We start from the raw sequence: 12,911 nt of genomic DNA, 5'->3' as shown, positions 1-12,911 counted from the left end.
TGGTCGTCGAGGCGGGTGAAGCCGAGGTCGCAGATGGCGCCGAGGTCGGCGGTGCGCAGGTGGTGGGGGATGCGGTTTCGGCGGGCGGCGGTGATCTCGGCGGTGCGTGCGGGTAGGGCGGTGGAGGTCCACAGGAGGTTGCCGTGCGGGTCGGTGATGGCGAGCACGGTGAGGCCGTAGGTTTTGTGTTTGCCGCTGTAGTGGGCGCGGCGGCGCTGTCGGTCGGTGGGGCGTTGGACCGGGATGAGGGTGCCGTCGAGCAGCACCATGTCGTGGTGGCGGCGGGCGTGGGCCAGCACCCGGGAAAGCCGCGGCATCTGCGCGGCCAAGGTGGTGATGACCTGGTTGACCCAGCGGCGCACCGTGTTGGCGGAGATGTTGTTGGCGGCGGCCAGGTCCGCCGGGCGCTGGCCGTGGCGTAGGACGGCCAGCACGATCACCGCCGCCCGGTGATCGGGGAGTTTCCGCCATCGGGACCGCACCTGGCGTCGGTGACGGCGGATCGCGGTGGTGACCGTGGTCAGTGTCTTCGTGGACAGCGGCAGACGGGACTGGTAGACAAGCGGCGAGCCCTCGGCCACCGGGTTTTTGTGTGTCACGACCGAACACCCTGGCCGAGGGCTCACCTGTTGTCCCGCACGCCATGTCCGCTCGGGCAAACGATCAACCCGAAGATCACCCGAGCGCTGACCTGCCCCCACACCTACCCCACCCCGCCCGTCAACACCCCCTGACCAGCCAACTCAGGATGGAACTACTCCCGTGTATCAGCGCGTGGAGTTTGGGGGGGTGGGGGTCGGGCGGGTGAGGGTGCGGGTGGCGGCGGCGCCGAGCACCGCGCCGACCCCGACCACCAGCGTGGCCACGCCGAACACCGGCCAGGGCGGCGGACCGACCTCGGCCAGCCGGCCACCGCCGAGCGGCCCGCCGGAGGCCGCCGCGGCCAGCCCCAGCAGCGCGCCGGCGACCGGCCCGGCGAGGGCGGCCGGGACCAGGAGCGCCCGCCAGCCGACCTCGGCGCGTTCCTCGGCCGCCGCGCGCAGCAACCGCCGGGCCAGCAGCCAGCCGGCCGCCATCGCGGCCAGCACCGGCACCGCGAGCAGCCCGGCGCCGAGCCCGTCCACCGGGCCGCGCGGCAGGCCGGCCAACAGGGGTACGGCCGGCAGCGCGCCGACCGACACCTCGCTGGTGCGTACCGCCGTGTCGATGCCGACGGCGAACCCGGGACCGAGCAGGTAGCTGGCGGACCAGGCGGCGGCGTTCGGCGCGTAGGCGAGGCTGACCAGGGTGATGCCCGCCTGACCGGCCACCCCGGTGCGGTACGCCCCGATCATGTCGGCCGCGTCCCCGCCGCCGGTGGCCACCGCCAGCCCGGCCGCGCCGGCGCTCGCCCCGAACAGCAGCAGCGCCGCGACCAGTCCGGCGCGCAGCCCGTCGCGGACCGGCGGCGGGCAGCGCCTCGCCAGCAGCGCCCAGACGCCTGTGGTGCGCAGCGCGCCGACCAGGGCGGCCGGGGCGCCGAACGCGGCGAACGTGAGCGCTGCGGTGACCGGGGAGACCCGGAGCCCGCCGGCGCTGACGGTCAGCGCGGCGAGCGCGCCGAGCAGCGCGTACGCGACGCCGACCGCGACCGCGACGGTGAGCGCCTGCCGGGGTGAGCCGCCGCCGCGGGCGCCCACGGCCCGGCTGACGTGCACTCCGGCGCGGGTGAGCCGCCAGACGACGAGCACGCTCAGGGCGAGCGGCGCCAGGCCGATCGGCCCGGCGGCGGTCTGCAGCGGCACCCCGTGCCCGAGCAGCCAGCCGGCGAGCCCGGCGCGTAGCGCGCCGGTGAGCGAGCCGGCGTCCTCGGTGAGCTGGGCGAGGCCGAGCACCACGGTGACCGGCAGCCAGGAGGTCACCGCGGCCCAGAGCGCGGCCACCCCGGCGGCGACGGGCAGCGGAGCCCGGTTGCGGGACGGCTCACCCGGCCGCGGCGCGGGCACGCGTGCGGCGGGGCGGGCACGGTCGCGCGGCCGGGCGCCGGCGGGCGCGCGGCGGGGCTGGTCAGGGGTGACACGTGACATCGCCGTCTACTCTGGCACGCCGCGCTGAGGACGGCAGTCCGATACCGGGTCGCGACGGTGGCGAGTTCGCCGAACCCGAGGATCAGCCCCGCTCATCCGGTCTAGCCTCGGCTTGAGGCGCGACCATTCCTGTCGCGGCACCGACCGCTCGGAGGAAGCCGTGAACGCTCCGTATCCGCCGCCCCCGCCGCCGCCGGCCGCCGGCCGGGACCGGACCACGCTCTGGGGCGTCCTCGGCATCGTGCTCGGCCTGCTCTGCTGCGGCATCCTGGGCATCGTCTTCGGTTGGTTGTCGATCCGGGACGCGCGGCGCAACGGCAAGTCGCCGCTGCTCGGCTGGCTGGCCATCGCGTTCGGCGTGGTAAACCTCGTCGCCAGCGCCGTCGTGCGGGCCCGGGGCAGCTACTACTACCCGTACTGGTACCGCTGAGCGACGAGGGGGCCGACGGCGAACCGGTCGACCCCCTCGGTACGTCACACGACCGCTCAGCGGCCGGACATGAGTTCCCGCATCAGCTCGGCGGTCTCGGTCGGGGTCTTGCCGACCTTGACGCCGACCGCCTCCAGCGCCGCCTTCTTGGCGTCGGCGGTGCCCGCCGAGCCGGAGATGATCGCGCCGGCGTGCCCCATGGTCTTGCCGGGCGGGGCGGTGAAGCCGGCGATGTAGCCGACGACCGGCTTGGTGACGTTGGCCTTGATGAACTCGGCCGCCCGCTCCTCGGCGTCGCCGCCGATCTCACCGATCATGACGATCGCCTCGGTCTCCGGGTCCGCCTCGAACGCGGCCAGCGCGTCGATGTGGGTGGTGCCGATGATCGGGTCACCGCCGATGCCGACGCAGGTGGAGAACCCGATGTCGCGCAGCTCGTACATCATCTGGTAGGTCAGCGTGCCGCTCTTGCTGACCAGGCCGATCCGGCCGGCGCCGGTGATGTCGGCCGGGATGATGCCGGCGTTCGACGCGCCCGGCGAGGCGATGCCCGGGCAGTTCGGGCCGATGATCCGGGTGCGCTCGCCCTTGGCCACGTTGTACGCCCAGAACGCGGCGGTGTCGTGCACCGGCACGCCCTCGGTGATCACCACGGCCAGGTCGATCCCGGCGTCGATCGCCTCGACCACCGCGGCCTTGGTGAACTGCGGCGGCACGAAGATGACCGTGACGTCGGCGCCGGTTTCCTTCATCGCGTCCGCCACGGAGGCGAAGACGGGCAGCTCGGTGCCGTCGAAGTCGACGGTGGTGCCGGCCTTGCGCGGGTTCACGCCGCCGACCACGGTGGTGCCGGCGGCGAGCATCCGCCGGGTGTGCTTGGAACCCTCGGAACCGGTCATGCCCTGCACGATGACCTTGGAGTCCTTGGTCAGCCAGATAGCCATTGTCAGACCCCCGCAGCTGCCAGCTCGGCGGCCCGCTCGGCCGCGCCGTCCATGGTGTCGACCCGCTGGATGAGCGGGTTGGCCGCGCCGTCGAGGATGGCCCGACCGGCCTCGGCGTTGTTGCCGTCGAGGCGGACCACGAGCGGCTTGGTGGCCTTCTCGCCGCGCTGCTCCAGCAGCGCCAGCGCCTGCACGATGCCGTTGGCGACCGCGTCGCAGGAGGTGATGCCGCCGAAGACGTTGACGAAGACGCTCTTCACCGACGGGTCGGACAGGACGATCTCCAGGCCGTTCGCCATCACCTCGGCGCTCGCGCCGCCGCCGATGTCGAGGAAGTTGGCCGGCTTGACGCCGCCGTGCCGCTCGCCCGCGTACGCGACCACGTCGAGCGTGGACATGACCAGGCCGGCGCCGTTGCCGATGATGCCGACCTCGCCGTCGAGCTTGACGTAGTTGAGGTCCTTCTCCTTGGCGGCCTGCTCCAGCGGGTCCACCGACGCCTGGTCGACCAGGGCCTCGTGGTCCGGGTGCCGGAACCCGGCGTTCTCGTCCAGGGTGACCTTGGCGTCCAGGAGCAGCAGCTTGCCGTCCTTGGTGGTGGCCAGCGGGTTCACCTCGACCAGGGTGGCGTCCTCGGCGACGAACGCCTGCCACAGCCCGACCGCGACGTCGACGATCTGGTCGGCGACCTCGGCCGGGAAGCCGGCCGCGCCGACGATCTCGCGCGCCTTGGCCTCGTCCACGCCGGTGTTGGCGTCGATCGGGGCCTTGACGACCTTCTCGGGGGTCTCGGCGGCGACCGCCTCGATGTCCATGCCGCCGGCGACGCTGGCGATGCAGAGGAAGGTGCGGTTCGCCCGGTCGAGCAGGTACGAGAAGTAGTACTCCTCGGCCACGTCCGCGGTCACCGTGATCATGACCTTGTGGACCGTGTGACCCTTGATGTCCATGCCGAGGATGTCGGTGGCCCGGGCCACCGTCTCCTCCGCGCCCTCGGCCAGCTTCACGCCGCCGGCCTTGCCGCGGCCGCCGACCTTCACCTGCGCCTTGACGACCACCCGGCCGCCGAGGCGTTCGGCGATCGCGCGGGCCTCCTCCGGGGTAGTGGCGACGCCGCCGGCGAGCACGGGCAAGCCGTGCCGCTCGAACAGGTCCCGCCCCTGGTACTCGTACAGGTCCACGATTGCGCGTCCCGTCCCGTCTCCGCGGCGCGCCGTCGCGCCGCCACCAGCGTTGGAAAATCAGTTTGACGCCTGTCATCAGAACAGACAGGCCATTTGCCGCAGCCTAACGAGATGGGAACCGGCGGCAACCGAGCGGGTGCGTGGTGTGCGGTAATGCACAGCCGTCAACGCGACGCGCGGCGTCGGCACGCCCGACGCGAGGTGCGGCGTCAGCCGTCCGGGGGATGTCCGGACCGGGGCGTAACCCCCGGTCAGGGGCGTCGTTGAGTCTGATGTCGGAGCGCTGGTCAAGCGCGATGACGGGAGCGGCCGATGCCCTGTCGGTCGAGGGGTGGCGGCGGGGCATCGTGCATAGAGGGGCCGGGCGTGTGAGGGGTGCGTCCGGCCCCTCCCCCTGCCCGCGATCGCCTCCGGCGGCGCTCAGCCGACCGGCTGGGCCACGTTCTGCCGCACCCAGTCGACGATCGAGCCGGTGGTGGCGCCCGGGGTGAAGATCTTCGCGACGCCGAGCCGCTGGAGCTCCGGGATGTCGCCCTCCGGGATGATGCCGCCGCCGAAGACCACGATGTCGGAGGCCTCGCGCTCGGCGAGCAGTTCGAGGACCCGCTTGAAGAGGGTCATGTGCGCGCCGGAGAGCACGGAGAGGCCGACCGCGTCCGCGTCCTCCTGGATCGCCGTCTCGACGATCTGCTCGGGGGTCTGGTGCAGACCGGTGTAGATGACCTCCATGCCCGCGTCACGCAGGGCCCGGGCGACGACCTTCGCGCCCCGGTCGTGGCCGTCCAGGCCGGGCTTCGCGACGACGACCCGAATACGAGAGCTCATTCGCGTACACCTTTCACCGGCACCGGACTCCTGACCTGAACGAACGGTAACCCGGCCGGACGGCGGGCCGGAAGCCGGGCCGACCCCTACCGCCCGATCGCGTTCGTCGAAAGCCGGACACCTCCGCCGAATGGTCACCGTCCGCAACGAATGGACAGTCCAGGGGCCATCCATCCGGGGGCACGAGCTATGACAAGCTCGGACGGAAACGGACATAAAGAATCACCAGTTCGGCGCTTCGGCTTGTGACAGGAGTGGCGGTTGGCTAACGTGTCCACGGTTGTCATCGAGTCCACGGACGGGTGACGACGCGACACCGGAAGTTCGACCGAGCTTCACCGAACGGTCCGAGGTCGCATCGGATCCCCGACAACGGAGGGTGTGCGTGCGCCAGCGCCTGTCGTCTGAGCCCGATAGATATCGCGGCCGTCGCCGCGTACCCACCCCCCCGCGGAGCCGCTACGCGGCGGTCGTCACCACCGCCTTCGTCGGCGCCGGCATCGTCGCCCTCGGCGCGAACGCCCTGCCCGACGCCAAGAGCGTCAGCCCCTCGGTCCTCGACGAGCTCCGGCAGGCCTCGGTCGCCAGCCAGGACGCCGCCGACCGGGCGAACACCGCCGACCGCGCCGACCGTGACGAGCGCGCGGGCGGCGGCGCGGACGCCACGGGGCAGGACACCTGGCTCCTCCCCCTGCACGGCTACGACTTCAAGTCGCCCTACGGCGTGCGCTTCGGCAAGCTGCACACCGGCGTCGACCTGGTCGCCCCCGAAGGCACGCCCTACCAGGCGATCCACTCCGGCACGGTCACCAAGGCCGGCTGGTTCGGCGGCTACGGCTACGCGGTGATCGTCAAGCACGCCGACGGCAGCGAGGCCATCTACGGCCACTCCTCCGCGGTGACCGTCAAGGAGGGCCAGGAGGTGAAGGCCGGCGACCAGCTCGGCCTGGTCGGCAACACCGGCCACTCCTACGGCTCCCACCTGCACCTCGAGGTTCATGTCAACGGCCAGCCGCTCGACCCGGTGCCGTGGCTCCAGGACCGCGGAGTGGACATCAAGCTCGAAACCGAGGCACTTTACGGCGACGTAGCCGCCTCCTGACTCTTCGCACCGCCCGATGACCGCCCGGATCCCGTGATCCGGGCGGTTTCGCGTACGCGCAAGTCTGGCGCGTCACACCTGGCGATGTGAGCGGGCGCACACCGGTCGGTGATCGACTTCGTGGGTGAACCACCCAGTCGACCCGAAGCCGGGCACGCTCCGCCGGCCCGTCCGACCGGGCCGCGAACCCGGCACCGGCCGAAACCCGGACCGACACCAGTATTTCCAGGTCCGTGTGCCCCTCGACCGGTGAAGGTTCTCGTGCAACACAGCAGTCCCACCCCGAACGACAACACCCCGGACCACGCCCCCGCCCGGCACCGCCGCACCGGCCGCCGTACCGCATACCTGGTCACCGGCGCGGTGGCCCTGCTCGGCCTCGGCATCGGCGGCGTCGTGGTCGCCACCGGCGACGACCCGGCCCCAGCCCCGGTCGCGGTCGACGTCCGGGCACGCGCCGAGGCCGCCGACCGGGCCGACCGGTCGGCCCGCGAGCCGGTCAGCCCGGTCACCCCGTCCGCCACCCCGGCCAGCCCGAAGCCGAGCCCCAGCGCGGCCGGCCCGAAGCCCAGGAAGACAGCGAAGCCCAAGCCGAAGCCGAAGCCGAAAAAGAAGGCCGCGCCGCAGCCGAGCTGGGTCATCCCGATGAAGGGTGCCGACATCACCTCCTGCTACGGGCAGCGGTGGGGCACCCTGCACGCCGGCATCGACTTCGCCATGCCCGCCGGCACCCCGATCCGGGCCGCCGCGGCCGGCACCGTGGTCAAGGCCGGCGACGTGGGCGACGGATACGGCAACTCCGTCTTCGTCGACCACCACAACGGCTACCTGACCCACTACGCCCACCAGAGCCGGCTCCTCGTCGACGTCGGCGACCGGGTGAAGGCCGGCCAGGTCATCGGCTACGAGGGCGCCACCGGCGACGCCACCGGCCCGCACCTGCACTTCGAGGTGCACAAGGGCACCATGTGGAACCAGATCGACCCGGCGCCGTTCCTGCGCACCCGCGGCCTCGCCGTGGCCTGCTGACGGCGGTCGCACGAGCAGCGGCCCGGTCCGGCGCGACGCCGGACCGGGCCACCTCGACGATCAGAGCTTCTCGATCGGGGCGTGCCGCAGCACCAGCCACATCGTCTGGTCACCGAAGTCGATCTGGGCCCGGGCGCCCGGCCCGGCGCCCTCGACCGCCAGCACCCGGCCCAGGCCGTAGCGCTGGTGGTTGACCCGGTCACCCGCCGAGACCTTGGGCGCCTGCTTCAGCTCGCTCGCGGTGGCCAGCCGGCTGGCGTCCACACCGAGCCGCTTGGCGAGCTGGGTCGCCTTGGGCGTCCCGCCGGTGAAGCCGCCCGACAACCGGTCCGCCCGGCCGCCGACGCCGCCCCCGCCGCCACCCCACGAGGTGTACGACCCCTCGGTGCGCTCCCACCGCACCAGCTCCGGCGGCAACTCCTCCAGGAACCGCGACGGCGGGTTGTAGGCCGGCGCGCCCCAGGCCGAGCGGGTGACCGCCCGGGACAGGTAGAGCCGCTGCCGGGCGCGGGTGATGCCCACGTAGGCAAGGCGCCGTTCCTCCTCCAGCTCGCGGGTGTCGCCGAGCGAGCGCAGGTGCGGGAAGACGCCGTCCTCCAGGCCGCTCAGGAAGACGACCGGGAACTCCAGCCCCTTGGCGGTGTGCAGCGTCATGAGGGTGACCACGCCCTGGTGGTCAGGGTCGTCGGACGGGATCTGGTCGGCGTCGGCGACCAGCGCCACCTGCTCCAGGAAGCCGGCCAGGGTGGCTCGCTCGTCGTCGGCGCCCAGCGCCTCGATCCGCTCGGTGTACTCCCGGGCGACGCTCACCAGTTCCTGGAGGTTGTCCACCCGGCCGGCGTCCTGCGGGTCGAGGCTCTCCTCCAGCTCGGCCAGGTAGCCCGAGCGGGTCAGCAACGCCTCCAGCACCTCCTCCGGGGTGCCGGTGGCGGCCAGCTCACGCGCCGAGTCGAGCAGTGCGACGAACTCGGCGATGCCGTTGGCCGCCCGGGTGGAGATGCCCGGCGCCTCCCGGGCCCGGCGCAGCGCGGCGCCGAAGGAGACGCGGTCCCGCGCGGACAGCGCCTCGACGCAGGCCTCGGCCCGTTCGCCGATGCCCCGGCGCGGGGTGTTGAGGACCCGGCGCAGGCTGACTGTGTCGTCGTCGTTCACCACGGCACGCAGGTAGGCAAGCGCGTCGCGGACCTCCTTGCGCTCGTAGAAGCGCACCCCACCGACCACCTTGTAGGGCAGGCCGACCCGGATGAACACCTCTTCGAACACCCGGGACATGGCGTTCGTGCGGTAGAAGACGGCCACGTCGCCCGGGCGGGTGTCACCGGCGTCGACCAGGCGGTCGATCTCCCGGGCCACCCAGTCCGCCTCGGCGTGCTCGGTGTCGGCCACGTAGCCGACGATCTGCTCACCGGCGCCGGCGTCGCTCCACAGCCGCTTGGGCTTGCGCGAGGTGTTCCGGTCGATGACCGCGTTGGCCGCGTTGAGGATCGTCTGGGTCGAGCGGTAGTTCTGCTCCAGCAGGATGGTGCGGGCGTCGGTGAAGTCCCGCTCGAACTCCAGGATGTTGCGGATGGTCGCGCCCCGGAAGGCGTAGATGGACTGGTCGGCGTCGCCCACCACGCACAGCTCGGCCGGCGGGATCCCCTCGGTGCCGGAGACCAGCTCCTTGATCAGCACGTACTGGGCGTGGTTGGTGTCCTGGTATTCGTCCACCAGCACGTGCCGGAACCGGCGCCGGTAGCTCTCCGCCACGTGCGGGTGCGACTGGAGCAGGTGCACCGTGGTCATGATCAGGTCGTCGAAGTCCAGTGCGTGCGCCTCGCGCAGCCGCCGCTGGTAGAGCGCGTACGCCTCCGCCAGGGCGCGCTCGTTGGGGCCCTTGGCCCGACCGGCGAACTCCTCCGGGTCGACCAGCTCGTTCTTCAGGTTGGAGACCTGGGCGGCGAGACCCCGGGCCGGGTAGCGCTTCGGGTCCAGGTCCAGCTCCCGGGCCACCAGCTGCATCAGCCGGCGGGAGTCGTCGGCGTCGTAGATCGAGAAGGTCGACTTGAGGCCGGCGTGCTCGTGCTCGGCGCGCAGGATGCGGACGCAGGCCGAGTGGAACGTCGACACCCACATCATCCGGGCGCGCGGGCCGACCAGCGCGGCCACCCGCTCCTTCATCTCGCCGGCGGCCTTGTTGGTGAAGGTGATCGCGATGATCTCGCCGGGGTGCACGTCCCGGGCGCCGAGCAGGTAGGCGATCCGGTTGGTCAGCACCCGGGTCTTGCCCGAGCCGGCGCCGGCCACGATCAGCAGCGGCGAGCGGGCGTGGGTCACCGCGTCCCGTTGGGGGCCGTTCAGGCCGTCGAGGAGGGCCTGCGGATCCGACCGCGCGCCCCCGGAACGGCGCGGCGGGGTCGGCCGGGACTCCGGCGTGGGCGGGGACGCGGGAATGTCGAAGAGAGGATGCATCGCACTCCGAGTCTATGCCGCCGGCCGGACACTTCCCCGCCCGCGCCGCCGGTCTGCGGACGGCGTCGCGTCCCACCTGTTGACCGGATTCCTTGCGCGCCCGCCCCGGGTGTCGGCATACTCGACGGCGTGTTCGATCAGCGCTTCTTTTACTACGGCTCCGGGAGTCCGGCAGCCGTGGGTCGCGTCTGATCGTCAGACCTACGAAAAAGCCCCGGGCTCCCAGAGCCCGGGGCTTTTCCGTCCCGGGATCCGGGTACCGGGCCCGAGCCCTGAAAGGGACGACGATGATGACTGACGTGGTGGAGTCCAGCGGCAGCCTGGCGCGGCACGACCGGCCGACCGGCAGCGATCCGACCGGCGCCGCGGCGGCGCGGACCGGCACCGACGACTCGGCGGCGGCCGAGCGGATCGGTGAGATCCGGCGGCGGATCGACGAGATCGACCGCACGCTCATCACGCTCTGGCAGGAACGGGCCGCGCTGTCCCAGGAGGTCGGCGCGACCCGGATGGCCTCCGGCGGGACCCGGCTGGTGCTCTCCCGGGAGCGCGAGATCCTGGAGCGGTTCCGCACGGAGCTCGGCGCCGACGGCACCCAGCTCGCGCTGCTGCTGCTGCGCGCCGGCCGCGGCCCGCTGTGAGCCGGCCGGCGTGGACGCCGGACCGCCCGCCGGCGTCGTGGTGACGCCGGCGGGCGGTCCGGTCCGGTTCAGGCCACCTCGTGGGTGACGACGATCTCCCGCTTCTCCGCGAAGTGGCAGGCGCTCGGGTGGTCCGAGCCCCGCCGGATCTCCAGCAGCGGCACCTCCTGGGCGCAGACGTCCTGCGCCTTCCAGCACCGGGTGCGGAACCGGCAGCCCGAGGGCGGGCTGACCGGCGACGGCACGTCGCCCTGGAGCCGGATGATCGCCTTGCTGTCCCGCACGGTCGGGTCCGGCACCGGCACCGCCGACAGCAGCGCCTGGGTGTACGGATGGGTCGGCCGCTCGTAGATCTCCTCCTCGGTGCCGATCTCCACCATCTTGCCCAGGTACATCACGGCGACCCGGTCGGACAGGTGGCGCACGACCGACAGGTCGTGGGCGATGAAGACGTACGACAGGCCGAACTCGCCCTGAAGCTTCTCCAGCAGGTTCATCACCTGGGCCTGGATGGACACGTCCAGCGCCGACACCGGCTCGTCGCAGACGATCACCTCGGGCCGCAGCGCCAGCGCCCGGGCGATGCCGATGCGCTGCCGCTGGCCGCCGGAGAACTGGTGCGGGTACCGGTTGATGTGCTCCGGGTTGAGGCCGACCAGGTCGAGCAGCTCCTTGACCTTGCCCCGCCGACTGCCGCGCGGAGCCACCTCGGAGTGGATCTCGAACGGCTCGCCGATCAGGTCACCGACCGTCATCCGCGGGTTGAGCGAGGTGTACGGGTCCTGCATCACCAGCTGGATCTGCCGACGCAGCCGCCGCAGCGCGCCACCGGAGAGCTTGGAGATGTCCTGACCCTTGTAGAGCACCTGGCCCGCGGTCGGCTTCTCCAGGTTCATCAGCACCCGGGCGAGGGTCGACTTGCCGCAGCCGGACTCGCCGACCACGCCCAGCGTCTCGCCGGCCTTGAGTTCGAAGGAGACGCCGTCGACCGCCTTGACCTGGCCGATGGTCTTCTTGAACACGATGCCCTGGGTCACCGGGTAGTGCTTGACCAGGTCACGAACCTCGATGATGTTCTCAGACACGGTTCACGAGCTCCTCGGCGAAGTGGCAGGCGCTGGCCCGGCCGTTGCCCAGCTGCAGCAGCGGCGGGACCTTCTCCCGGCACACCGGCTGCGCCATCGGGCAGCGCGGGTTGAAGGCGCAGCCCGGCGGGATGTTCATCAGGTTCGGCGGAAGTCCCTTGATGGTCCGGAGCTCCAGGCCCTTCTCGTCCATCCGCGGGATCGAGTCGAGCAGGCCGAGCGTGTACGGGTGTGCCGGCTTGGCGTACAGGTTGTAGACGTCGGCTTCCTCGACGATCCGGCCGGCGTACATGACCGCGATCCGGTCCGCGACGTCGGCGACCACGCCGAGGTCGTGGGTGATCAGGATCATGCCCATCTGCCGCTCCCGCTGGAGCTCGCCGAGCAGGTCCATGATCTGGGCCTGCACGGTCACGTCCAGCGCGGTGGTCGGCTCGTCCGCGATCAGCACCTCGGGGTCCAGCGCCAGCGACATGGCGATCATCGCGCGCTGCCGCATGCCGCCGGAGAACTGGTGCGGGTAGTTGCTGAACCGACCCTTGGCGTTGGGGATCTTCACCTGGTCGAGCATCTCGATCGCGCGCTTCTTGGCGTCCGCGCGGCTGAGGCCGCGCCGGATGCGGAACTGCTCGGCGATCTGGAAGCCGACGGTGAAAACCGGGTTGAGGGCCGAGAGCGAGTCCTGGAAGATCATGGCGATGCCCTCGCCACGGATCCTTCGCCGCTGCTCGGCGGACATCTTGAGCATGTCCTTGCCGTGGAAGCGCACCTGGCCGCCGGTGACGAACCCGGGCGGGGTGTCCAGGATGCCCATCACGGTCTGCGCGGTGACGCTCTTGCCGGAGCCGGACTCGCCGAGCACGGCGAGGGTCTCCCCCGCGTCGACGTGGTACGTCACACCGTTGATGACCTTGGCGACGCCGTCCCGGGTGCGGAACTCCACCCGCAGGTCGTCGACCTCGAGCAGGCGGCCCGAGGGGCGGCCGGATCCGTCGGCGCCCGCCGCGGACTGCTCGGACACGAGAATGTCGGACATCTCAGTTCCCCTATCGGAGCTTCGGGTCGAGGGCCTCGCGGACCGCCTCGCCGAGCATGACGAAGCTCAGCACGGCGGCGACGAGGAACGCGGAGGGGAAGAACAGCAGGAACGGCGA

Annotated in this window: 12 protein-coding genes; 4 read left to right on the top strand and 8 right to left on the bottom strand. The window is 72.0% G+C overall.

From position 1 onward, the window contains the following. Together ACGFI2_RS30450 and ACGFI2_RS30445 are read right to left on the bottom strand one after the other, a co-directional pair. Positions 1-599: transposase family protein (locus ACGFI2_RS30450; RefSeq protein ID WP_393523617.1), on the bottom strand; the 599-nt coding region annotated here is incomplete at its 3' end. Between the two features lie 168 nt (positions 600-767). Beyond that, positions 768-2,066 (bottom strand): DUF6350 family protein, encoded by a 1,299-nt coding sequence (locus tag ACGFI2_RS30445; protein WP_393523614.1) that lies wholly within the window; start codon positions 2,064-2,066, stop codon positions 768-770. Between the two features lie 160 nt (positions 2,067-2,226). Here ACGFI2_RS30445 and ACGFI2_RS30440 point away from each other — a divergent pair, with 160 nt between their 5' ends. After that, entirely contained in the window at positions 2,227-2,496 is a 270-nt protein-coding gene (locus tag ACGFI2_RS30440) for a DUF4190 domain-containing protein (protein ID WP_393523611.1), read from the top strand. 56 nt (positions 2,497-2,552) lie between these two features. Here ACGFI2_RS30440 and sucD read toward each other — a convergent pair whose 3' ends face one another. From sucD to ACGFI2_RS30425, 3 genes are all read right to left on the bottom strand, one after another. Beyond that, positions 2,553-3,440, bottom strand: coding sequence for a succinate--CoA ligase subunit alpha (sucD, locus tag ACGFI2_RS30435; protein WP_393523609.1), 888 nt, complete (start codon positions 3,438-3,440; stop codon positions 2,553-2,555). 2 nt (positions 3,441-3,442) lie between these two features. Then, positions 3,443-4,621, bottom strand: coding sequence for an ADP-forming succinate--CoA ligase subunit beta (gene sucC / locus ACGFI2_RS30430; protein ID WP_393523607.1), 1,179 nt, complete (start codon positions 4,619-4,621; stop codon positions 3,443-3,445). Between the two features lie 423 nt (positions 4,622-5,044). Next, a complete protein-coding gene (locus tag ACGFI2_RS30425) occupies positions 5,045-5,449 on the bottom strand; it encodes a cobalamin B12-binding domain-containing protein (RefSeq protein WP_393523604.1) in 405 nt (134 codons plus the stop codon). Positions 5,450-5,834: 385 nt separating this feature from the next. Here ACGFI2_RS30425 and ACGFI2_RS30420 point away from each other — a divergent pair, with 385 nt between their 5' ends. Together ACGFI2_RS30420 and ACGFI2_RS30415 are read left to right on the top strand one after the other, a co-directional pair. Beyond that, positions 5,835-6,551 (top strand): M23 family metallopeptidase, encoded by a 717-nt coding sequence (locus ACGFI2_RS30420; protein WP_393523601.1) that lies wholly within the window; start codon positions 5,835-5,837, stop codon positions 6,549-6,551. Between the two features lie 261 nt (positions 6,552-6,812). Further along, positions 6,813-7,580 (top strand): M23 family metallopeptidase, encoded by a 768-nt coding sequence (locus tag ACGFI2_RS30415; protein WP_393523598.1) that lies wholly within the window; start codon positions 6,813-6,815, stop codon positions 7,578-7,580. A 60-nt stretch (positions 7,581-7,640) separates the two neighbouring features. Here the strand turns inward: ACGFI2_RS30415 and pcrA are convergent, their stop codons facing one another. Beyond that, positions 7,641-10,031, bottom strand: a complete 2,391-nt coding sequence (gene pcrA, locus ACGFI2_RS30410) for a DNA helicase PcrA (RefSeq protein WP_393523595.1) — start codon at positions 10,029-10,031, stop codon at positions 7,641-7,643. A 287-nt stretch (positions 10,032-10,318) separates the two neighbouring features. On the opposite strand from pcrA, the gene ACGFI2_RS30405 reads away from it, so the two are divergent. Continuing rightward, the gene (locus ACGFI2_RS30405) at positions 10,319-10,672 is read left to right on the top strand and encodes a chorismate mutase (RefSeq protein ID WP_393523593.1); all 354 of its coding nucleotides are present in this window, start codon (positions 10,319-10,321) and stop codon (positions 10,670-10,672) included. A gap of 68 nt (positions 10,673-10,740) precedes the next feature. Here the strand turns inward: ACGFI2_RS30405 and ACGFI2_RS30400 are convergent, their stop codons facing one another. Further along, positions 10,741-11,757 carry an ABC transporter ATP-binding protein gene (locus ACGFI2_RS30400; protein WP_393523591.1) on the bottom strand — a complete coding sequence of 339 codons (1,017 nt, stop codon included), beginning with the start codon at positions 11,755-11,757 and terminating at the stop codon, positions 10,741-10,743. Then, positions 11,750-12,793, bottom strand: coding sequence for an ABC transporter ATP-binding protein (locus ACGFI2_RS30395; RefSeq protein WP_393523588.1), 1,044 nt, complete (start codon positions 12,791-12,793; stop codon positions 11,750-11,752). Before ACGFI2_RS30395 ends, ACGFI2_RS30400 begins: the two co-directional genes overlap by 8 nt. Positions 12,794-12,911: the final 118 nt, after the last annotated feature.

Origin of the sequence: Micromonospora sp. NPDC049282, assembly GCF_043197045.1 — a bacterium.
Lineage (GTDB): Bacteria > Actinomycetota > Actinomycetes > Mycobacteriales > Micromonosporaceae > Micromonospora.
This window is presented reverse-complemented; position numbering and strand designations above follow the sequence as displayed.